The sequence below is a fragment of the Streptomyces sp. NPDC048671 genome (assembly GCF_055587045.1).
In genome coordinates this window covers 93,259-113,662 of record NZ_JBVJHB010000013.1, presented here as the reverse complement: position 1 = coordinate 113,662, position 20,404 = coordinate 93,259, and the positions used below count along the sequence as shown (strand labels likewise).

Below are 20,404 nucleotides of genomic sequence, written 5' to 3'. Positions count from 1 at the left end.
ATCAGACCGCCCTCATCAGCAGGGTCGCGGCAATGACGACCGCCGTACCGCCGAACATCGAGACCGCGTAGGAGCGGGCGTAGCCGTTCTGCAGTTTTCGCAGCCGGCCGGAGAGCCCGCCCATCGAGGCGGCCGTGCCGTTGACGACACCGTCGACCAGGGTGTGGTCGACGTAGACCAGGGAGCGGGTGAGGTGCTCGCCGCCGCGGACCAGGACGACGTGGTTGAAGTCGTCCTGGAGGAGATCGCGGCGGGCGGCCCGGGTGAGCAGCGAGCCGCGCGGGGCGATGGCGGGCACGGGCTTGCGCCCGTACATCATCCAGGCGATGCCGACACCGATGACGAGCACCACCATGGTGGCGGCGGTGACGGTGGTCGCGCTGACCGGGGCGTCGCCGTGGTTGTGGCCGGTGACGGGCTCCAGCCAGTTCAGGAAGCGGTCGCCGATGGAGAAGAATCCTCCGGCGAAGACCGAGCCGAACGCCAGGACGATCATGGGGATGGTCATGGACTTCGGGGACTCGTGCGGATGCGGCTCATGGCCCTCGGCGTCGGGCTGCCAGCGCTTCTCGCCGAAGAACGTCAGCAGCATCACGCGCGTCATGTAGAACGCGGTGATCGCGGCGCCGAGGAGGGTGACCGCGCCGAGGATCCAGCCCTCGGTGCCGCCCTTGGCGAAGGCCGCCTCGATGATCTTGTCCTTGGAGAAGAATCCGGACAGTCCGGGGAAGCCGATGATCGCGAGGTAGCCGAGGCCGAAGGTGATGAAGGTGACCGGCATGTACTTCCGCAGGCCGCCGTACTTCCTCATGTCGACCTCTTCGTTCATGCCGTGCATGACCGAACCGGCGCCGAGGAAGAGCCCGGCCTTGAAGAAGCCGTGCGTCACCAGGTGCATGATCGCGAAGACGTAGCCGATCGGGCCGAGCCCGGCGGCCAGGATCATGTAGCCGATCTGCGACATCGTCGAGCCGGCGAGTGCCTTCTTGATGTCGTCCTTCGCGCAACCGACGATCGCCCCGAAGATCAGCGTGACCGCGCCGACGATCACGACGACCATCTGTGCGTCCGGGGCGGCGTTGAAGATCGCGCCGGACCGGACGATGAGGTAGACGCCCGCGGTCACCATGGTGGCGGCGTGGATCAGGGCCGAGACCGGGGTCGGGCCCTCCATCGCGTCGCCCAGCCAGGACTGAAGCGGCACCTGGGCGGACTTGCCGCAGGCGGCGAGCAGCAGCATCAGGCCGATCGCCGTCAGCTTGCCCTCGCTCGCCCCGTCGGTGGCCGCCAGGACGGGGCCGAAGGCGAAGGTGCCGAAGGTGGTGAACATCAGCATGATCGCGATCGACAGGCCCATGTCACCGACCCGGTTGACCAGGAAGGCCTTCTTCGCGGCGGTGGCCGCGCTGGGCTTGTGCTGCCAGAAGCCGATGAGCAGGTACGACGCCAGACCGACGCCCTCCCACCCGACGTACAGCAGCAGGTAGTTGTCGGCGATGACCAGGATCAGCATCGCCGCGAGGAACAGGTTCAGATATCCGAAGAAGCGGCGCCGGCGCTCGTCGTGCGCCATGTAGCCGATCGAGTAGATGTGGATCAGCGTGCCCACACCGGTGATCAGCAGCACGAACGTCATCGACAGCTGGTCGAGCTGGAAGGCCACATCGGCCTGGAAGCCCTCGACCGGAATCCAGCTGAACAGCTTCTGGTGCAGCGCCCGGTCGGCGACGCCCTTCCCCAGCATGTTGAAGAAGAGCACCGCTCCGATGACGAAGGAGGCGGCGGCGAACAGGGTGCCGAGCCAGTGGCCCACACGGTCAAGGCGTCGGCCGCCGCAGAGCAGCACCACCGCTCCGAGCAGGGGCGCCGCGACAAGCAGCGCGATCAGGTTCTCTGCGTTCATTGGGTCCAGCGCCCCTTACAGCTTCATCAGGCTGGCGTCGTCGACCGAGGCCGAGTGGCGGGAACGGAACAGCGACACGATGATCGCGAGCCCGACGACGACCTCCGCGGCGGCGACGACCATCGTGAAGAAGGCGATGATCTGGCCGTCGAGGTTGCCGTGCATACGGGAGAAGGTGACGAACGCGAGGTTGCAGGCGTTGAGCATCAGCTCCACGCACATGAACACCACGATCGCGTTCCGCCTGACCAGCACCCCGGACGCGCCGATGGTGAACAACAGGGCGGCGAGATAGAGGTAGTTGACCGGATTCACTTGCCGACCTCCTCGTCTTCGGTGTTGTCCCGGCCGAGCCGCTCGCCGGAGCGCTGTTCGAGCGCCTTGAGCTCGGCCAGCGCCTCGTCGGAGACATCGCGCATCTGGCCGCGCTTACGCAGCGTCTGCATCACGGTGAGTTCGGACGGTGTGCCGTCGGGGAGCAGTCCGGCGATGTCCACGGCGTTGTGCCGGGCGTAGACGCCGGGGGCGGGCAGCGGCGGCAGATGGCTGCTGCGTACGCGCTCCTCGGACATCTCCCGCTGGGTCTTGGCCCGTTCGGTGCGCTCGCGGTGGGTGAGCACCATCGCGCCGACGGTCGCCGTGATCAGCAGGGCACCGGTGATCTCGAAGGCGAAGACGTACCTGGTGAAGATGAGGCTGGCGAGCCCCTCCACGTTTCCGCCGTGCTCGGCGTTGGCGGCGCCGAGCCCGTTGAAGCTGTTCAGAGAGGCGTTGCCGATGCCGGCGATCAGGAGGACACCGAAGCCGAGCCCGCAGCCGACGGCCATCCAGCGCTGGCCCTTGAGGGTCTCCTTCAGCGAGTCCGCCGCCGTGACACCGACGAGCATGACCACGAACAGGAACAGCATCATGATCGCGCCGGTGTAGACGACGACCTGGACGATCCCCAGGAAGTAGGCGCCGTTGGCGAGGTAGAAGACCGCCAGGATGATCATGGTCCCGGCGAGGCTCAGCGCACTGTGCACGGCCCTCTTCATCAGTACGGTGGACAGCGCGCCGATCACGGCGACGGTGCCGAGCACCCAGAACTGAAAGGCCTCACCGGTCGAGGTCTGGGAGGCCGCGGCGGCCAGGCCGGTCATGCGTCCACCTCCTGCGCCGAGCCGTTGCTCTCGCTGTCGCCGTCGGACGGCTTCTCGCCCTTGGAGACGGCGACCTGGCGCTGCGTACCGGGGGCGACCTCGGTCACCAGGCCCCGGTAGTAGTCCTGTTCGTCCGTGCCGGGGAAGATCGCGTGCGGGCTGTCGACCATGCCTTCCTCCAGGCCCGCGAGCAGCTCGTCCTTGGTGTAGATGAGGCTCTCGCGGGTGGTGTTGGCGAGCTCGAACTCATTGGTCATCGTCAGCGCCCGGGTCGGGCAGGCCTCGATGCACAGTCCGCAGAGGATGCAGCGCGCGTAGTTGATCTGGTAGACGCGGCCGTAGCGCTCCCCCGGGGAGTAGCGCTCCTCTTCGGTGTTGTCCGCGCCCTCGACGTAGATCGCGTCCGCCGGGCAGGCCCAGGCGCACAGCTCGCAGCCGATGCACTTCTCCAGGCCGTCCGGATGGCGGTTGAGCTGGTGCCGGCCGTGGAAGCGCGGCGCCGTCACCTTCGGCGTCTCCGGATACTGCTCGGTCAGCCGCTTCTTGAACATGGCCTTGAAGGTCACGCCGAAGCCGGCCACCGGATTCTGGAACTTGTCGTCCGAGGACTGCGGGGACTGGGCGGACCCGCCGGTCCCCGTGCCCCCGGAAGACACGCTCGACCCCGTCGGCCCGCTGGCCTCCGGCGGCCTCTCGGACCCCCGCGACTCAGGCAGTTCAGACATGGTCGGCCTCCTTTCCGTCACTCGGATTTCCGTCACTCTGAGTATCCGTGCCACCACTGACAACGAGCTCCCGCTCACGGCGCGGCACACGCCGCGGCACCGGCGGCAAGGTCTGTCCGGGCAGGGGCGGCACCGGGAATCCGCCCGCCATCGGGTCGAACGCCGGCTCCGGTTCCGCCTCGGCCTCCGCGGCCCGGCCCTTCTTGTCGCGGAACATGTCCACGACGAAGGAGATCAGCAGGATCGCGATCACGGCCCCGGCCACGTAGAGCAGGATCTTCGAGTAGTCGTAGCCCTCGTTGCGCAGCGCCCGCACCGTGGCGACCAGCATCAGCCAGACCACGGAGACCGGGATCAGGACCTTCCAGCCCAGCTTCATCAGCTGGTCGTAGCGGACCCGGGGCAGCGTGCCGCGCAGCCAGATGAAGAAGAACAGCAGCAGCTGGACCTTGAGGACGAACCAGAGCATCGGCCACCAGCCGTGGTTCGCGCCCTCCCAGAAGGTGCTGATCGGCCACGGGGCCCGCCAGCCACCCAGGAACAGGGTGATGGAGACAGCGGAGACGGTGACCATGTTGACGTACTCGGCGAGCATGAACATCGCGAACTTGATCGACGAGTACTCGGTGTTGAAGCCGCCGACCAGGTCACCCTCGGACTCCGGCATGTCGAACGGGGCGCGGTTGGTCTCACCGACCATCGTGATGATGTAGATGATGAACGAGACCGGCAGCAGGAGGATGAACCAGCGGTCCTGCTGCGCCTCCACGATCTTCGAGGTCGACATCGACCCGGAGTAGAGGAACACCGAGGCGAACGCGGCGCCCATCGCGATCTCGTAGCTGATCATCTGCGCGCACGAGCGCAGGCCGCCGAGCAGCGGGTACGTCGATCCGGATGACCAGCCCGCCAGCACGATGCCGTAGATACCGACCGAGGCGACCGCGAGGATGTAGAGCATCGCGATCGGGAGGTCGGTGAGCTGCATCGCCGTACGGTGCCCGAAGATCGAGACCTCGTTGCCGGACGGGCCGAACGGGATCACCGCGATCGCCATGAACGCCGGTACGGCGGCGACGATCGGGGCGAGGATGTAGACGACCTTGTCCGCCCGCTTGACGACCAGGTCCTCCTTCAGCATCAGCTTGATGCCGTCGGCCAGCGACTGGAGCATGCCCCAGGGGCCGTGCCGGTTGGGACCGATGCGCAGCTGCATCCAGGCGACGACCTTGCGCTCCCACACGATGGAGAAGAGCACGGTCACCATCAGGAACGCGAAGCAGAAGACCGCCTTGACGACGACCAGCCACCAGGGGTCGGTACCGAACATCGACAGGTCCTCGGCGGCGAGCACCGCACCGTGCGGGGTCGCGGCCAGTTGAGCGAGGGCAGTCACGCTCGCACCTCCGGTGTGACGTCGGGAGTACCCGGTGCGGCGGGAGCGATCCGCACCAGACCGCCGGGCCGGGCGCCGGTCCCGGCCGGCACACCCCGTCCGACGGAGTTCAGCGGCACCCAGACCACCCGGTCCGGCATGTCGGTGACCTGGAGCGGGAGTTCGACACTGCCCGCCGGGCCGCTGACGGCCAGCAGATCGCCGTCCTTGACACCGGTCTCGGCGGCGGTGACGGCGGAGAGCCGGGCGACCGCCGCGTGCCGGGTCCCGGCCAGCGCCGTATCGCCCTCCTGGAGCCGGCCCAGGTCGAGCAGCATCCGGTGGCCCGCGAGGACGGCCTCGCCGTCGCCGGGCCGGGGCAGCGGCTGGGCGGGCTCGCGCGGGTCGTCCGCGTGCGTGCCCTGCCAGCCGCCGAGGCGGTCCAGCTCGCGGCGCACCGACTTCAGGTCCGGCAGCGCGAAGTGACTGATCCGGTCAGCGCCTCCGGCGCGGGCCAGCGCGTCGGCCAGCATGTGCAGCACCCGGGCGTCGCCCGGCGCGAGGGGCCGGGCCATCTGCTCCGGCTTCAGCGCGGCCTCGAACATCCGCGCCCTGCCCTCCCAGTTGAGGAAGGTGCCGGACTTCTCCGCGACCGCGGCCACCGGGAACACCACGTCGGCGCGGTCGGTGACCTCGCTGGGGCGCAGCTCCAGGGAGACCAGGAAGCCGACCCGGTCCAGGGCCTCCAGGGCCCGGTCCGGATCGGGCAGGTCCGCGGTCTCGACCCCGGCGACGAGCAGTGCGCCCAGTTCGCCGGTGGCCGCGGCCTCGATGATCTGGCCGGTGTCGCGGCCGAACCGGGACGGGAGTTCGGCGACGCCCCAGACGGCCGCCACCTCGTCCCGGGCCCGCGGGTCGGTGGACGGGCGGCCGCCGGGCAGCAGCGACGGGAGTGCGCCCGCCTCCACCGCACCGCGCTCGCCGGCCCGCCGGGGAATCCACACCAGGGTGGCGCCGGTGGCGGTCGCGGCCCGTACCGCGGCGGTCGGACCGCCCGGCACGCCGGCCAGCCGCTCCCCCACCACGATCAGGGCGCCGCCGCCGCGCAGCGCCTCGGCGGCGGCCGCGCCGTCGCCGTCCAGGCCGACACCGCCCGCGATCGCGTCCAGCCACTCCGTCTCGGTACCGGGGGCGGCGGGCAGCAGCGTGCCGCCCGCCTTCGTGAGCCCGCGGGTGGCGTGCGAGGCGACGGCGAAGGTCCGCTGTCCGTGGTTGCGGTTGGCCTTGCGCAGCCGCAGGAAGACGCCGGGCGCCTCCTCCTCGGACTCGAAGCCGACCAGCAGTACGGCCGGCGCCTTCTCCAGCGAGGTGTACGTGACCCCGGCGCCGTCCAGGTCGCGTCCGCGGCCGGCGACGCGGGCGGCCAGGAAGTCGCCCTCCTCGCTGCTGTGCACCCGGGCCCGGAAGTCGATGTCGTTGGTGTCCAGGGCGACCCGGGCGAACTTGCTGTACGCGTAGGCGTCCTCGACGGTCAGCCGGCCGCCCGTGAGGACTCCGGTCCGGCCGCGTGCGGCGGAGAGTCCGGCGGCGGCCACCTCAAGCGCCTCGGGCCAGCTCGCCGGTTCCAGCTCGCCGGCCTCGTTGCGTACCAGCGGGGTGGTGAGCCGGTCGCGCTGCTGCGCGTAGCGGAAGCCGAAGCGGCCCTTGTCGCAGAGCCACTCCTCGTTGACCTCGGGGTCGTTGGAGGCGAGCCGCCGCATGACCTTGCCGCGCCGGTGGTCGGTGCGGGTGGCACAGCCCCCCGCGCAGTGCTCGCACACCGAGGGCGTCGACACCAGGTCGAACGGGCGGGAGCGGAACCGGTACGCCGCCGAGGTCAGCGCCCCGACCGGGCAGATCTGGATCGTGTTGCCGGAGAAGTACGACTCGAACGGGTCGCCCTCGCCGATGCCGACCTGCTGGAGCGCCCCGCGCTCGATCAGCTCGATCATCGGGTCGCCCGCCACCTGGTTGGAGAACCGGGTGCAGCGCGCGCAGAGCACGCACCGCTCGCGGTCCAGCAGCACCTGGGTGGAGATCGCGACGGGCTTCTCGTACGTCCGCTTCTTCCCGTCGAAGCGGGAGGTCGCGTCGCCGTGCGACATCGCCTGGTTCTGCAGCGGGCACTCGCCGCCCTTGTCGCAGACCGGGCAGTCCAGCGGGTGGTTGATGAGCAGCAGCTCCATCACACCGCGCTGCGCCTTGTCGGCGACGGGCGAGGTGATCTGCGACTTGACGACCATGCCGTCGGTGCAGGTGATGGTGCAGGACGCCATCGGCTTGCGCTGGCCCTCGACCTCGACGATGCACTGGCGGCAGGCTCCGGCCGGGTCGAGGAGCGGGTGGTCGCAGAAGCGCGGGATCTCGATGCCGAGGAGTTCGGCGGCCCGGATGACCAGGGTGCCCTTGGGCACGCTGATCGCGATGCCGTCGATGGTCAGCGTGACGAGGTCCTCGGGCGGGAGAGCCGCCTCGCCGCCCCCGGAGGGCGCACTCGTGGTGACTGTCATGCGTTCACCCCCCGGTGAGCGTTCTTGTCGTCGGCCCAGACGGTCGACTTGGCGGGATCGAAGGGGCAGCCCTTGCCCGTGATGTGCTGCTCGTACTCCTCACGGAAGTACTTGAGCGAGGAGAAGATCGGTGAGGCGGCGCCGTCGCCGAGGGCGCAGAACGACTTGCCGTTTATGTTGTCGGCGATGTCGTTCAGCTTGTCGAGGTCGGACATCTGTCCCTTGCCGGCCTCGATGTCGCGGAGCAACTGGACGAGCCAGTAGGTGCCCTCACGGCACGGCGTGCACTTGCCGCAGGACTCGTGGGCGTAGAACTCGGTCCACCGGGTGACGGCCCGCACGACGCAGGTCGTCTCGTCGAAGCACTGGAGCGCCTTGGTGCCGAGCATGGAGCCGGCGGCGCCGACGCCCTCGTAGTCGAGGGGCACATCGAGGTGCTCCTCGGTGAACATCGGGGTGGAGGAGCCGCCCGGGGTCCAGAACTTGAGCCGGTGGCCGGGGCGCATTCCGCCGCTGATGTCGAGGAGCTGGCGCAGGGTGACGCCGAGCGGGGCCTCGTACTGGCCGGGGCCCGAGACGTGTCCGCTGAGCGAGTAGAGCGTGAAGCCCGGGGACTTCTCGCTGCCCATGGACTTGAACCAGTCCTTGCCCTTGTTCAGGATCGCGGGAACCGAGGCGATGGACTCGACGTTGTTCACCACAGTGGGGCAGGCGTACAGACCGGCGACCGCGGGGAAGGGGGGCCGCAGCCGGGGCTGGCCACGCCGTCCTTCGAGAGAGTCGAGCAGCGCGGTTTCCTCACCACAGATGTACGCGCCGGCACCGGCGTGCACCGTGAGTTCCAGATCGAGTCCTGAACCCAGGATGTCCGTCCCCAGATAACCCGCCTCGTACGCCTCTCGTACGGCCTCGTGCAGCCGTCGCAGCACGGGGACGACCTCACCGCGCAGATAGATGAACGCGTGCGAGGAGCGGATCGCGTAGCAGGCGATCACGATGCCCTCGATGAGGCTGTGCGGGTTGGCGAAGAGGAGCGGGATGTCCTTGCAGGTCCCGGGCTCCGACTCGTCGGCGTTGACCACCAGGTAGTGCGGCTTGCCGTCGCCCTGCGGGATGAACTGCCACTTCATCCCGGTGGGGAAGCCCGCGCCGCCGCGGCCGCGCAGACCGGAGTCCTTGACGTACGCGATGAGGTCGTCCGGCGACATGGCCAGCGCCTTGCGCAGTCCCTCGTACCCCTCGTGGCGGCGGTAGGTCTCCAGGGTCCAGGACTCGGGCTCGTCCCAGAAGGCGGACAGGACCGGTGCCAGAAGCTTCTCGGGACTGGTCCCGTTCTTGTCGATTTCGGCGGCCAACGTCATCACTCCCCCTCCTCGGCAGCGGGACCGGCCGGGTTGTCCGGGTCGGATGCCGAGGTCTGCTGTGGTGCGTCATGGGAGCTGAGGTGCTCGGCGCCCTTCTGCGGTTCGTCGCGCGGGGCTTCGCCGCGCGGGCTCACGACGCGGGGCTGCGGTGTGGCCTCGCCCTTGGCCAGCTTGAGGCCGATCAGCGAGGCGTGGCCGGCGCCGCCGGTCGCCTCGACGGCACCGGGGCGCTCGTCGGGGAAACCGGCCAGTATCCGGGCGGTCTCCTTGTACGAGCACAGCGGGGCGCCGCGGGTCGGCTCGACGGTGCGGCCGGCGATCAGGTCGTCGACGAGCCGCGTCGCGCTCTCGGGCGTCTGGTTGTCGAAGAACTCCCAGTTCACCATCACGACGGGGGCGAAGTCGCAGGCCGCGTTGCACTCGATGTGTTCGAGGGTGACCTTGCCGTCCTCGGTCGTCTCGTCGTTGCCGACGCCGAGGTGGTCCTTGAGCCGGTCGAAGATCGCGTCGCCGCCCATCACCGCGCAGAGCGTGTTGGTGCAGACGCCGACCTGGTAGTCGCCGCTCGGCCTGCGGCGGTACATCGTGTAGAAGGTGGCGACCGCGGTGACCTCGGCCGTGGTGAGGCCGAGCAGCTCGGCACAGAACGCCATGCCCGTACGGGAGACGTACCCCTCTTCCGACTGCACGAGGTGCAGCAGCGGCAGCAGCGCGGAGCGGCTGCCGGGGTAGCGGGCGATCACCTCCTTCGCGTCCGCTTCGAGCCTGGCGCGCACCTCGGCCGGGTAGGCGGGGGCGGGGAGCTGCGGCATCCCCAGACTGACTTCGCTACGTGCTTCGGTCACCGGTCGACGCCTCCCATCACGGGGTCGATGGACGCGACGGCGACGATGACGTCGGCCACTTGGCCGCCCTCGCACATCGCCGCCATGGCCTGGAGGTTGGTGAAGGACGGGTCGCGGAAGTGGACCCGGTAGGGGCGGGTGCCGCCGTCCGAGACGACGTGCACGCCGAGTTCGCCCTTGGGCGACTCGACCGCGGTGTACGTCTGCCCGGCCGGGACCCGGAAGCCCTCGGTCACCAGCTTGAAGTGGTGGATCAGGGCCTCCATGGAGGTGCCCATGATCTTCCTGATGTGGTCGAGCGAGTTGCCGAGTCCGTCCGGTCCGAGCGCGAGCTGCGCGGGCCAGGCGATCTTCTTGTCGGCGACCATGACCGGGCCGGGGGCGAGCCGGTCGATGCACTGCTCGACGATCCGCAGCGACTGGCGCATCTCCTCGAGACGGATGAGGAAGCGGCCGTAGGAGTCGCAGCTGTCCGCCGTGGGGACGTCGAACTCGTAGTCCTCGTACCCGCAGTAGGGGTCCGTCTTGCGCAGGTCGTGCGGGAGCCCGGCGGAGCGCAGGACGGGACCGGTGGCGCCGAGCGCCATGCAGCCGCTCAGGTCGAGATAGCCGACGTCCTGCATACGGGCCTTGAAGATGGGGTTGCCGGTGGCGAGCTTGTCGTACTCCGGCAGGTTCTTCTTCATGGTCTTCACGAACTCGCGCAGGTGGTCGACCGTGCCCGCGGGCAGGTCCTGGGCGAGTCCGCCGGGCCGGACGAACGCGTGGTTCATCCGCAGGCCGGTGATCAGCTCGAAGAGGTCGAGAACGAGTTCACGATCGCGGAAGCCGTAGATCATGATCGTCGTGGCGCCGAGCTCCATGCCGCCGGTGGCGATGCACACCAGGTGCGAGGAGATCCGGTTGAGCTCCATCAGCAGCACGCGCAGGACGGTGGCCCGGTCGGGGATCTGGTCCTCGATGCCGAGGAGCTTCTCCACCCCCAGGCAGTACGCCGTCTCGTTGAAGAACGGCGTCAGGTAGTCCATGCGCGTGACGAAGGTGGTGCCCTGCGTCCAGTTCCGGAATTCGAGGTTCTTCTCGATGCCGGTGTGGAGGTAGCCGATGCCGCAGCGGGCCTCGGTGACGGTCTCGCCGTCGATCTCCAGGATCAGCCGGAGCACACCGTGGGTGGACGGGTGCTGGGGACCCATGTTGACGATGATGCGCTCGTCGTCGGAGGCGGCCGCCGACTGGACGACCTCGTCCCAGTCGCCGCCGGTGACTGTATATACAGTCCCCTCGGTCGTGGCCCTGGGTGTTGCGTGGGGAGTGGTCATCAGGAGTACGACCTCCGCTGGTCCGGAGCCGGGATCTGGGCGCCCTTGTACTCGATGGCGATGCCGCCGAGCGGGTAGTCCTTGCGCTGCGGGAAGCCCTGCCAGTCGTCCGGCATCATGATCCGGGTGAGGGCCGGGTGCCCGTCGAAGATGAGCCCGAAGAAGTCGTAGGTCTCGCGCTCGTGCCAGTCGTTGGTCGGGTAGACCGCGACGAGGGACGGTACGTGCGGATCGCTGTCCGGCGCGGACACCTCCAGCCGGATGAGCCGGCCGTGGGTGAGGGAGCGCAGGTGGTAGACGGCGTGCAGCTCACGTCCCTTGTCACCGAGGAAGTGGACGCCGCTCACCCCCGTACAGAGCTCGAAGCGCAGTGCCGGGTCGTCGCGCAGGGTCCTGGCGACGGTGAGCAGGTGCTCGCGGGCGATGTGGAAGGTCAGCTCGTCGCGGTCCACGACGGTCTTCTCGATGGCGTTGGCCGGGAGGAGATCCTGTTCCTCCAGGGCCCCTTCGAGCTCGTCGGCCACCTCGTCGAACCAGCCGCCGTACGGGCGCGAGGTGGCGCCCGGCAGGGCGACCGTGCGGATGAGCCCGCCGTAGCCGGAGGTGTCGCCACTGTTGCCGGCGCCGAACATGCCCTTGCGTACGCCGATGACCTCGCCGTGCTCGTCGCGCGGGGAGGGGACGGCGTTGGCGTTCTGCTCCTGGTCGCTCATCGCAGGAGCCCCTTCATCTCGATCAGGGGCAGTGCGTTGAGCGCCGCTTCCTCCGCCTCGCGGGCGGCCTCCTCCGCGTTGACCCCGAGCTTGGAGCCCTGGATCTTCTGGTGGAGCTTGAGGATCGCGTCGATCAGCATCTCGGGACGCGGCGGACATCCCGGCAAATAGATATCAACCGGGACGATATGATCAACACCCTGAACAATGGCGTAATTATTGAACATCCCGCCCGATGACGCGCAAACCCCCATGGAGATGACCCACTTGGGGTTCGGCATCTGGTCATAGACCTGCCGCAGAACGGGCGCCATCTTCTGGCTGACCCGCCCTGCCACGATCATCAGGTCCGCCTGCCGCGGCGATCCGCGGAAGACCTCCATCCCGAACCGGGCCAGGTCGTAGCGACCGGCCCCGGTCGTCATCATCTCGATGGCGCAGCAGGCGAGGCCGAAGGTGGCGGGGAATACGGACGACTTCCGTACCCAGCCGGCGGCCTGCTCGACAGTGGTCAGCACGAAGCCGCTGGGCAGCTTCTCTTCGAGTCCCATGGTGTGCCCCTCAGCCCCTCAGTCCCATTCCAGGCCGCCGCGACGCCATACATACGCATAGGCGACGAAGACGGTGAGCACGAAGAGCAGCATCTCGACGAGCCCGAAAATACCCAGGGCGTCGAAAGTGACCGCCCAGGGATAGAGGAAGACGATCTCGATGTCGAAGACGATGAAGAGCATCGCCGTCAGGTAGTACTTGATCGGGAAGCGGCCGCCTCCGGCTGGAGTGGGGGTGGGTTCGATACCGCACTCGTACGCTTCGAGCTTTGCCCGGTTGTACCGCTTGGGGCCGATAAGCGTGGCACTGACCACGGAGAAGATCGCAAACCCTGCCCCGAGGGCGCCGAGCACGAGGATGGGCGCGTAGGCATTCACGCTCCTCGCTCCTTCCAGTCGTCCTTGACCGTTGGACCGCATCGGGCAATCTGGCTCGCCACCTCACCAAGATCGTGCACATGTGAGGCAGTTCACAAGCCCGACTGCCCCGCATCCTATGCCCGAGGTCCTGTGATCTGCGACACGGGGTGCGACAACGCCTTTGTGATCTCCACCACCTGACGAACGATCATGAAGTCGGATGAGCGGTGATCTTCGTACACGAAGCGGCCGAGTGATCACGAGACGTGACATCCGGTGCCGTTACCGCTGGTCAAAGAGGTGCCGCTCTATCAAGCCGTGGTGGCTACAGACAAATTGGCGATGGACGCGATGCGGTGATATAGGGATCTGCCCCGGTCTGGGGCGACCAGGGGATCCCCCCGGGGGCATCCGGGAGAAGGTCGCCGTGCGCGAAGTGGAAGCATCCGGACATCAACGCCCTTCCGGACGAATAGGCCATCGCGCGCCGCCAGTTCCACACTCACGACCCACCCCTCGCGCGAGGTGCTCGTATGCCCATCACACCGAGACCATGCTGTGACCTGCATCACTCGACCACCCCCGCCACATAAGCGGACCTGGCCAATGGTGTGAACGGATGGTAGGTGACGGGCAATTCGGGCGTATTGCCGAAAACCCGTGATCACGACCTTGATCACGTCCGTCCGATTTGCCCGTTACGGCGTCAATAAAGGCCCTCAGGAAGCGGATTCACAGATTCCGGACGTAACTGTGTCGCAACACACGTTTCTTGATGGGACCCCTGAGGCCCTGATAGCGCTAGTACCCATGTCCCACACCGCTCTCATACCCAGCCACCGGAAGCCCCGCCAGAGCGCCTCGAAATCGGCGCTGCGGGCCGGAGTTGCCGGTGGCGTCCTCAGCACCATCGCGGTCGCAGGCGCTGCCGCTCCGGCCCAGGCCGAGCCGGTGACCCAGACCATCGAGATGCCCACCATCACGGCCGGCCTCTCCACCACCGTCGCGGCGTCCGCCGAGGCCACGCAGCAGGTCGCCCTGGACCTGGAGACGCAGGCCCACGAGGAGGCCGCGGCCACGACCGCCGCCAAGGCCGCCAAGAAGGCCAAGGCCGAGGCCGTCCGCAAGGCCGAGGCCAAGAAGAAGGCCGAGGCGGCCGCCAAGGCCAAGGCGGAGGCCGCCGAGCGCGCCTCCCGCACCGCCGAGCGCACGACGCTCAGCGCCCCCTCAGGCTCCTCCTCGGGCTCCTCCTCGTCCGGTTCCTCGGCGTCGACCACCTCGGCACCGGTCTCCTCCTCCGCCACGGGCTCCGCGGCCTCCGTCGTGTCGTTCGTGCAGATGCAGGTCGGGGACGCGTACGTGCCCGGCGGCACCGGCCCCAACTCGTGGGACTGCTCCGGCCTCGTCCAGGCCGCGTTCCGCAGCGTGGGCGTCGACCTGCCGCGCGTCTCGCAGAGCCAGTCGACCGCGGGCACCCAGGTCGGGCTCGGCAACCTCCAGCCGGGCGACATCCTTTACTGGGGCAGCGCGGGCAGCGCGTACCACGTCGGGGTCTACGTGGGCGGCGGCCAGTTCGTCGGCGCGCAGAACTCCTCGACCGGTGTGGTGCAGCGTTCCCTGGACTACGACATGCCGACGGGTGCGGTCCGCATCCTCTGAGCCAGGTCCTCCGAGCCGCGCCCACCGGGCCGCGCCTCTGAGTTCACGGATTCACAAGCGCCTCGGCGCACGTCGAAGAGCCGTCGCTCCCCCGCTCGGGAGCCGCGGCTCTTCGGCGTTTGCGCAGGACCTGTATGGAGGTTGTCCCGTGGAGGAAGGATCGGGAAGCGGTTCACATTCATCACTTGCCGCACCGTTAAGCTCGGCATCATGCCCAAGACGCCTCCCGTTTCCTCTGCGCCCATGCTTGGCAATGTGATTCTCACAATGGGTGATCGCCCGGCCGAGGTGGCAGCGCTCCTGGAGTCGGTAGAGAAACAGGACGGGGGGCCGGTACCCACCGTTGTGATCGGGCAGGGTGCCCCCTTGCCGCCGATGCCGGCCTGGGTGGACGCCGTCGAGCTGGCGGAGAATCTGGGTATCCCGGGAGGTCGCAATGTCGGTGTGCAACGCCTGCGGGATCGCGGCGACATCGATGTGGTGGTGGTCCTGGACGATGACGGTTTCCTGCCGCGCCAGGACACGATGCAGCTCATCCGTGAGGCCTTCGCCGCGTCACCCGGCCTCGGCGTAGCGGGTTTCCGTATCGAGGACGAGGAGGGGCTGACGCAGCGGCGCCACGTCCCGCGTCTGCGCGCGTCGGACCCCATGCGTTCAGGCAAGGTAACCACCTTCCTCGGCGGCGGCCACGCGATCCGGATGAGCGTGATCAACGAGGTGGGTGACTTCCCGGCCCCGTTCTTCTACGCGCACGAGGAGACCGATTTCGCATGGCGCGCGCTGGATGCCGGCTGGGACATCGAATACCGGGCCGACATGGTTCTCCGGCACCCCCGTACATCCCCGGCCCGGCATGCGGCCTACTACCGAAACGTGGCACGCAACCGGGTGTGGCTGGCCCGTCGGCATCTTCCCGCTGTCCTGGTCCCCGTCTATCTGGGGGTCTGGGCACTGCTCACGATGGTGCGCCGCCCGCCACTGTCTGGGCTTCGAGCGTGGTGGGGCGGGTTCTTCGAAGGAGTACGGACGCCATGCCCGCCTAGGCGGCCCATGCGCTGGAGAACGGTCTGGCGGATGACACGGCTGGGCCGTCCACCGGTCATCTGACCAGATGGACGACCCGGAACGGATCAGCTCAGGACAGTGTGCAGCGCACCCACGACCCTCATGCCGTCGTCGTCAGTCATCGCCGAACGCCATGACACAGACGTCAGCAGGATTTCGAGGCCTGACACCTGCGGGTTTCGCCTGGCAGCTGGAGTACCAGGGCCTGGGACGCCTCCGCAGGGCCGTTGACGGCACGGTCCGCGTTCCCCTGTTCACAAGCGTTCTCGGGCGTGCTCGACGAGGACGAACCAGACGGTCTTCGCGTTCCGCACCCGCCCACCGCGCGTCGTGGTCCCCCACCGCCCGGCCAGGCTCTCGACGATGACGAGTCCGCGCCCGCTCTCCGCGTCGGGAGCGGTGCCCGGATTCGGCAGCCGGCCCGGTTCGTCGTCGGTCACATAGACCATCACCTGACACCGGCTCACCATCACGTCGACCCGGATGCGCGCCGACCGCGTGTGGCGGTGCGCGTTGGACACCACCTCGCTCACGCACAGCCGGGCGTCGTCGACCAGCCCCGGATGCTCGGTGCTCCGCAGCAGCGTCCCCACGAAGTCCCGCGCGACACGGGGCGCGAGGGGGGTGTTCGGCGCGACGAGCCGGTAGCGCTCGCCGCGCTGCGGAAGGTACGGGGCGGGCGGGGGCGGAACGGTTACGGAGGTCATGGCGCGGTCTCCCTACGGGTGCGGGTCTCCGGGGTGGTGCGCGGTGGGCCTTGCTCGTGACATCGATCGATCCGGCGGGCAATCAACTTGCCCATGGATGACTGCACTTCGAGCAACAACGCCTTCGAGCACCTACCAGTGGGACCATAGAGAGCAAGATAGCCACGTAGCAAGATTGCCCCTATCTTTTCACGCGATCGGGTGGACCGTCATAACCCCGGCACGCGAGACTGCACACGAGCGAAGGATGGTGACATGCCACCAAGGGACAACCCGACTGCGCGCCAGACACGTTTGGGCTGCGAGCTGAGGAAGCTGCGTGAGCAGGCCGGCCGGACCGCCCGCGAGGCCGCCGCGCTCATCTCGACCGACCAGGCGAAGATCAGCCACACAGAATCGGGCCGCATCGGCATCAGCGAGGAGCGAATCCGCCGCCTGGCCAGTTTCTACGCCTGCGACGACGCCGCGTTGATCGAGGCGCTGTGCGCCATATCGCGGGAGCATCGGGGCCAGTTCTGGTGGGACGAGTACCGTGGCGTGCTGGCGCCGGGCTTCCTGAACATCGCGGAGCTGGAACACCACGCGAGCTACCTCCGCTGCCTCCAGGCCATGACGCTGCCGGGGCTGCTCCAGACCCCTGAGTACGCGCGCGCACTGTTCGAAGGCGTGCTGCCCAAGCTCCCCGAGGACGAAGTGGAGGCGAGGGTCGAGCACCGCATGCGCAGGGGCGCGGTACTCGACCGCGAGAAGCCGCCGAAATTCGACGTCATCGTCCATGAGGCAGCCCTCCGGATGCGGGTCGGCGGCCGAAAGGTCGCACGGGCCCAACTGGAACGCTTCCTGGAGGCGTCGGACCGCCCGTCGATAACTCTGCGCGTGATCCCTTTCGCGAGCGAGAGGTTCGTCGAAGTGACACAGACCGTGCTGTACGCGGGCGGGGTCACGCCGCACCTGGACACCGTCCACATCGACGCCCCGTTCAAAGGCGTCCAACTGGACGCCATGGCCGATCTGCACCGGTACCGTCTTCAGCTCGACTACGCGGAGCAGGTCGGCCTGGACCCCGAGGAGTCGCGGAGCTTCATTCACCACCTCACTCGCGACCTGTGATAATCCGCGGCATGAACACTGAAATCAGGTGGCAGAAGTCGTCGTTCTCCGGCGGCGGAGAGCAGTGCCTCGAGGTGGCCCAGGACGCAGAACAGATCCTGATGCGCGAGAGCGACGATCCTGGCGCCGTGACCACCACGAGCCGGGCCAAGTTCGCCGCGTTCATCAAGGGAGTCAAGGCCGGCGAGTTCGACCACTTCGCCCAGTAGGGCCGTCAGCCGCATCGACCACGAGAGCCCCCTGCCCAGCGGCGGGGGGCTTCCGCACGCCTCGAACACATACATGCACCGGGGCATGGTTGCGCCGCAAGACCGGGTGGCGCTACCGTCACCGTACGTCGCCCCCCGGTCGAGCGCACCGCTCAACCGCGCCAGGAGACGCCGTAACTCTGCGCACATTCAGGCCAGTTGCGGGCCGTGCGCCCCCACACCGCGATCGGACGGTCGACCATGCGCACGTCGCCACCCCGCCCCACCTCCGTAGAGGCCCGCGTCGAACGCGGGTTCCGGTTCGAAGTACTCCGGTACTCCCCCGCGACCGGCTTCGTCCCGGAACCGGTCGACCTCCGCGTCCTGCCCGGCCCCCGCGAAGCGATCCGCGTCATCCGCGTCCAGCTCCGCGCGAGCCACGTACTCGGGCTGACCCCGCGCGAAGCGGCGCGTGCGCTCTACTGGGCGGACCAGGGCGGATGGGTGCAGGCACTCGGCGCGCTCCATCGTGGCGAGCCCTGCGGATTCACTCTCCTGCTCCGCAAGGGGCGCCACATCGAATGGAACGTACGCCCGCTGCTGCACCTCACACTCAGGCCCGCGGGCCCAACTTCGTCAGGCCATTGATGATCCGGTCCATCGCATCGCCACCGTCGGGTCGGTCAGGTTGGACAGCATCTTCAGGGTGAACTTCATCAGCAGCGGGTACATGAGACCGCGCTGGGTGGCCATGCCCTCGGTTCGCGCTCGCAGGGATTGGGGACTTCGGCGTCCGTAGCCGACCAGGAGTCCGGGGTTCTGTTCGCAGCGCCCACCGGCCGGACAGCCCGCTTCGTGAAAGCGCCAGGTCATGCTCACGGAGCATCCCCGCGACTCGCGGGAGTGCTCGTCCGCGCGGGCGGAAGCGAATCGCCGACGGGACATTAGCGGGACGTTAGCGGCGGGGCCGAGAATGTTGACTCTCCAGGGGACGTCGAGGCGCTGGCTCACCCCCTTCCCCGGCACGACCACGCTACTCAGCAAAGGAACATGGACATGCGTAGATTCAGGAGTGCCCTCGCGGCAGTTGCGGCTCTGGCCGCCTTCGCCGGGGTGGGTGTCGCGGCGGCACCGGCACAGGCGGCGTCTTACTGCACGACCAAGGGGCAGAAATACTTCTGCGACTACAACATCACGACGACGAAGTTCCCCAACGGGACGAAGGAGGAGTTCGTCGTCGGCTCCGATCACGCGGTGTGGACGAACTGGACCCGTACCGACGGCTCCTGGAACGGGTGGGTGTCCATGGGCGGGTGGGTGCAGAGCCACATCGAGATCGGCTATTTGCAGAACAACCTCTTGGCCTTCACCATCGCGGCTATCGGCAGCGACGACAACTACTGGTTCCGAATGCGCTACCCCGACGGCTCCTGGACCAATTGGCAAGTGAGCTGCACCGTGGCCCCGAACGGTCCTAACTGCCCATGACCGCCGCAGGCGAGTGAGACGGGCCGGGCACCATGGCCCCGGGGACGAATCGGTGACACAGGACAGCTGCCACTCGACCGTGACCGGTGTGCGAGTTGCGCTGGGCCAGGCGCCACCCTGGTGCTCGGATTCGGATTCGGATTCGGCGACAATGCATAAGTGAAGACCTGGACCGACGGCCTCCCGCAGATACCCTTCTCCTGCTGCGACCTCCCGGAGGACGGCGAGTGGATGACTCAGGAAGAGGCCGCGCACTTTCTGGGTATTGGCCCGATCCATCTCAACGCGCTGACACACAACACTCACCGGATCGACCTGGTCCGCACCACCGGCAAGGACCTGGCCGTCACCCGCGTCAGCGTGGAAGCGGAGAAGCACTGGCGCGCCACCGCTCCCCGCTGGCGCAAGGCCCTGCGCCTACTCAAGGACACCGTTCTCTCGTTCTGAGCGGACCGATCGACGCCTGGATGCTGGGCGCCGGCCGAACGGTCAAGACCACTTGCCCATCGGTCAGGATCGCGTATCGGAGAGCAAGGGCCAGGAACAGGGCATTGGCCTCCCCGGCGGCGAGCTTCTCCAGGCGGCGGTTGGCGTTGCCCCACATCGGTACGCACTCCAGGTGGGGGTGCGGGTGGGCCGGCTGGGCGATGCGCCGGACCGACGAAGTGCCGACGCGGGTGCCGGTCGGAGGCTCGTCGAGGCGGAGGCCCCCGGGTGGAGATCCGCCTCGCCCGCGAGGAGCGCCTGGTCGGCCTCCTTCCTGAACGCACCCTTGCCCGCGATCGCCGCGAGATCCCCCATCCACTTGTCGCCGGTCGTCCTGTCGCCAGATGTCCTGACCGGGAGGACCTCGGTGACGGTGCCCGGGTGGCGGGCGGCCAGCAGGGCATCACGACAGACCTCGGCCCCGGGCGCCGGGCGCCGGGCAGTCGCCCGCGACGCCTACGCCTTCCGCGACCCCGGCAGCCCGCGCCCATGCACCCGCCGCACCACCACCCGGCGAGCCCGTGGGCGCCTCGACGCCCGCTGACCTGGTTTGGCCACCTCACTCAGCGGTTCGGTGCAGCCGGTATCGGGCTCTGCGACCGTGAATCGTCCCCCGCTGGGGACCACCCCGTCGTTCGGATCCTCCGGCGCGCAAAGCGTCGGCAACGAGTCGGGCGCGTTCGCGGTTGGTAGTACAGGCCGCGACGGTCTTGGGAAGGGCGTCCGGCCGGCCCACAACGCCGACACGGCCCGCCAGAGAAACCGACGGGGCCGTCACGACCGATTGAGGGTAGCTTGTCAGGGGCACCGGGCATTTCACGCCCGCCGCCCGGATTCCACTGGACCAATCCTCCA

Annotated in this window: 20 protein-coding genes and 2 pseudogenes; 7 read left to right on the top strand and 15 right to left on the bottom strand. The window is 68.4% G+C overall.

Annotated elements, in window-relative coordinates; all coding sequences use genetic code 11:
* Nucleotide 1: 1 nt before the first annotated feature.
* Genes nuoL through ACZ6S6_RS26005 form a run of 12 tightly spaced genes read right to left on the bottom strand, consistent with a single transcriptional unit; the run spans nt 2 to nt 12,864 of the window.
* Nucleotides 2–1,903 (bottom strand): NADH-quinone oxidoreductase subunit L, encoded by a 1,902-nt coding sequence (gene nuoL / locus ACZ6S6_RS26060; RefSeq protein ID WP_362960511.1) that lies wholly within the window; start codon nt 1,901–1,903, stop codon nt 2–4.
* Between the two features lie 15 nt (nt 1,904–1,918).
* The gene (nuoK, locus tag ACZ6S6_RS26055; RefSeq protein WP_362960508.1) at nt 1,919–2,218 is read right to left on the bottom strand and encodes an NADH-quinone oxidoreductase subunit NuoK; all 300 of its coding nucleotides are present in this window, start codon (nt 2,216–2,218) and stop codon (nt 1,919–1,921) included.
* A complete protein-coding gene (locus tag ACZ6S6_RS26050; protein ID WP_469707083.1) occupies nt 2,215–3,045 on the bottom strand; it encodes an NADH-quinone oxidoreductase subunit J in 831 nt (276 codons plus the stop codon). The genes nuoK and ACZ6S6_RS26050 overlap by 4 nt, the downstream gene beginning before the upstream one ends.
* Nucleotides 3,042–3,770 carry an NADH-quinone oxidoreductase subunit NuoI gene (nuoI, locus tag ACZ6S6_RS26045; protein ID WP_469707082.1) on the bottom strand — a complete coding sequence of 243 codons (729 nt, stop codon included), beginning with the start codon at nt 3,768–3,770 and terminating at the stop codon, nt 3,042–3,044. Before nuoI ends, ACZ6S6_RS26050 begins: the two co-directional genes overlap by 4 nt.
* Entirely contained in the window at nt 3,763–5,166 is a 1,404-nt protein-coding gene (gene nuoH / locus ACZ6S6_RS26040; RefSeq protein ID WP_469707081.1) for an NADH-quinone oxidoreductase subunit NuoH, read from the bottom strand. The genes nuoI and nuoH overlap by 8 nt, the downstream gene beginning before the upstream one ends.
* Entirely contained in the window at nt 5,163–7,694 is a 2,532-nt protein-coding gene (locus ACZ6S6_RS26035) for an NADH-quinone oxidoreductase subunit G (protein ID WP_469707080.1), read from the bottom strand. Before ACZ6S6_RS26035 ends, nuoH begins: the two co-directional genes overlap by 4 nt.
* On the bottom strand, nt 7,691–9,058 hold the full coding sequence (gene nuoF, locus ACZ6S6_RS26030) for an NADH-quinone oxidoreductase subunit NuoF (RefSeq protein WP_362960493.1): 1,368 nt from the start codon (nt 9,056–9,058) through the stop codon (nt 7,691–7,693). Before nuoF ends, ACZ6S6_RS26035 begins: the two co-directional genes overlap by 4 nt.
* Nucleotides 9,055–9,870 (bottom strand): NADH-quinone oxidoreductase subunit NuoE, encoded by an 816-nt coding sequence (gene nuoE / locus ACZ6S6_RS26025; protein WP_362960685.1) that lies wholly within the window; start codon nt 9,868–9,870, stop codon nt 9,055–9,057. Before nuoE ends, nuoF begins: the two co-directional genes overlap by 4 nt.
* Before the next feature lie 29 nt (nt 9,871–9,899).
* On the bottom strand, nt 9,900–11,222 hold the full coding sequence (locus ACZ6S6_RS26020; protein WP_362960490.1) for an NADH-quinone oxidoreductase subunit D: 1,323 nt from the start codon (nt 11,220–11,222) through the stop codon (nt 9,900–9,902).
* Entirely contained in the window at nt 11,222–11,935 is a 714-nt protein-coding gene (locus tag ACZ6S6_RS26015) for an NADH-quinone oxidoreductase subunit C (RefSeq protein ID WP_362960487.1), read from the bottom strand. Before ACZ6S6_RS26015 ends, ACZ6S6_RS26020 begins: the two co-directional genes overlap by 1 nt.
* Complete coding sequence (locus ACZ6S6_RS26010) at nt 11,932–12,486, bottom strand: NuoB/complex I 20 kDa subunit family protein (protein ID WP_024491742.1); 555 nt, start codon at nt 12,484–12,486, stop codon at nt 11,932–11,934. Before ACZ6S6_RS26010 ends, ACZ6S6_RS26015 begins: the two co-directional genes overlap by 4 nt.
* 18 nt (nt 12,487–12,504) lie before the next feature.
* Nucleotides 12,505–12,864 (bottom strand): NADH-quinone oxidoreductase subunit A, encoded by a 360-nt coding sequence (locus ACZ6S6_RS26005; RefSeq protein ID WP_123460983.1) that lies wholly within the window; start codon nt 12,862–12,864, stop codon nt 12,505–12,507.
* A gap of 792 nt (nt 12,865–13,656) precedes the next feature.
* On the opposite strand from ACZ6S6_RS26005, the gene ACZ6S6_RS26000 reads away from it, so the two are divergent.
* Entirely contained in the window at nt 13,657–14,505 is an 849-nt protein-coding gene (locus ACZ6S6_RS26000; RefSeq protein ID WP_469707079.1) for a C40 family peptidase, read from the top strand.
* Nucleotides 14,506–14,715: 210 nt separating this feature from the next.
* Nucleotides 14,716–15,612, top strand: a complete 897-nt coding sequence (locus ACZ6S6_RS25995) for a glycosyltransferase family 2 protein (protein ID WP_362960481.1) — start codon at nt 14,716–14,718, stop codon at nt 15,610–15,612.
* Nucleotides 15,613–15,824: 212 nt separating this feature from the next.
* Here the strand turns inward: ACZ6S6_RS25995 and ACZ6S6_RS25990 are convergent, their stop codons facing one another.
* Nucleotides 15,825–16,277, bottom strand: a complete 453-nt coding sequence (locus ACZ6S6_RS25990; RefSeq protein WP_362960478.1) for an ATP-binding protein — start codon at nt 16,275–16,277, stop codon at nt 15,825–15,827.
* Between the two features lie 255 nt (nt 16,278–16,532).
* On the opposite strand from ACZ6S6_RS25990, the gene ACZ6S6_RS25985 reads away from it, so the two are divergent.
* The 3 genes from ACZ6S6_RS25985 to ACZ6S6_RS25975 all read left to right on the top strand — a co-directional run bounded on the left by ACZ6S6_RS25985 (nt 16,533) and on the right by ACZ6S6_RS25975 (nt 18,223).
* On the top strand, nt 16,533–17,387 hold the full coding sequence (locus ACZ6S6_RS25985) for a helix-turn-helix domain-containing protein (RefSeq protein ID WP_362960475.1): 855 nt from the start codon (nt 16,533–16,535) through the stop codon (nt 17,385–17,387).
* An 11-nt stretch (nt 17,388–17,398) separates the two neighbouring features.
* The gene (locus ACZ6S6_RS25980) at nt 17,399–17,596 is read left to right on the top strand and encodes a DUF397 domain-containing protein (protein ID WP_362960473.1); all 198 of its coding nucleotides are present in this window, start codon (nt 17,399–17,401) and stop codon (nt 17,594–17,596) included.
* A 240-nt stretch (nt 17,597–17,836) separates the two neighbouring features.
* Nucleotides 17,837–18,223 carry a hypothetical protein gene (locus ACZ6S6_RS25975; protein ID WP_362960470.1) on the top strand — a complete coding sequence of 129 codons (387 nt, stop codon included), beginning with the start codon at nt 17,837–17,839 and terminating at the stop codon, nt 18,221–18,223.
* Here ACZ6S6_RS25975 and ACZ6S6_RS25970 read toward each other — a convergent pair.
* Nucleotides 18,189–18,328 (bottom strand): annotated as a pseudogene (locus ACZ6S6_RS25970) (FAD-dependent oxidoreductase); the annotation flags it as partial. The gene ACZ6S6_RS25975 and the pseudogene ACZ6S6_RS25970 sit on opposite strands and share 35 nt — an antisense overlap.
* Before the next feature lie 303 nt (nt 18,329–18,631).
* Here ACZ6S6_RS25970 and ACZ6S6_RS25965 point away from each other — a divergent pair.
* Complete coding sequence (locus ACZ6S6_RS25965; protein ID WP_362960467.1) at nt 18,632–19,063, top strand: DUF8189 domain-containing protein; 432 nt, start codon at nt 18,632–18,634, stop codon at nt 19,061–19,063.
* Between the two features lie 159 nt (nt 19,064–19,222).
* The gene (locus ACZ6S6_RS25960; protein ID WP_362960465.1) at nt 19,223–19,510 is read left to right on the top strand and encodes a DNA-binding protein; all 288 of its coding nucleotides are present in this window, start codon (nt 19,223–19,225) and stop codon (nt 19,508–19,510) included.
* Here the strand turns inward: ACZ6S6_RS25960 and ACZ6S6_RS25955 are convergent.
* Nucleotides 19,497–19,948, bottom strand: a pseudogene (locus tag ACZ6S6_RS25955) (hydroxymethylbilane synthase); the annotation flags it as partial. The gene ACZ6S6_RS25960 and the pseudogene ACZ6S6_RS25955 sit on opposite strands and share 14 nt — an antisense overlap.
* Between the last annotated feature and the right edge of the window lie 456 nt (nt 19,949–20,404).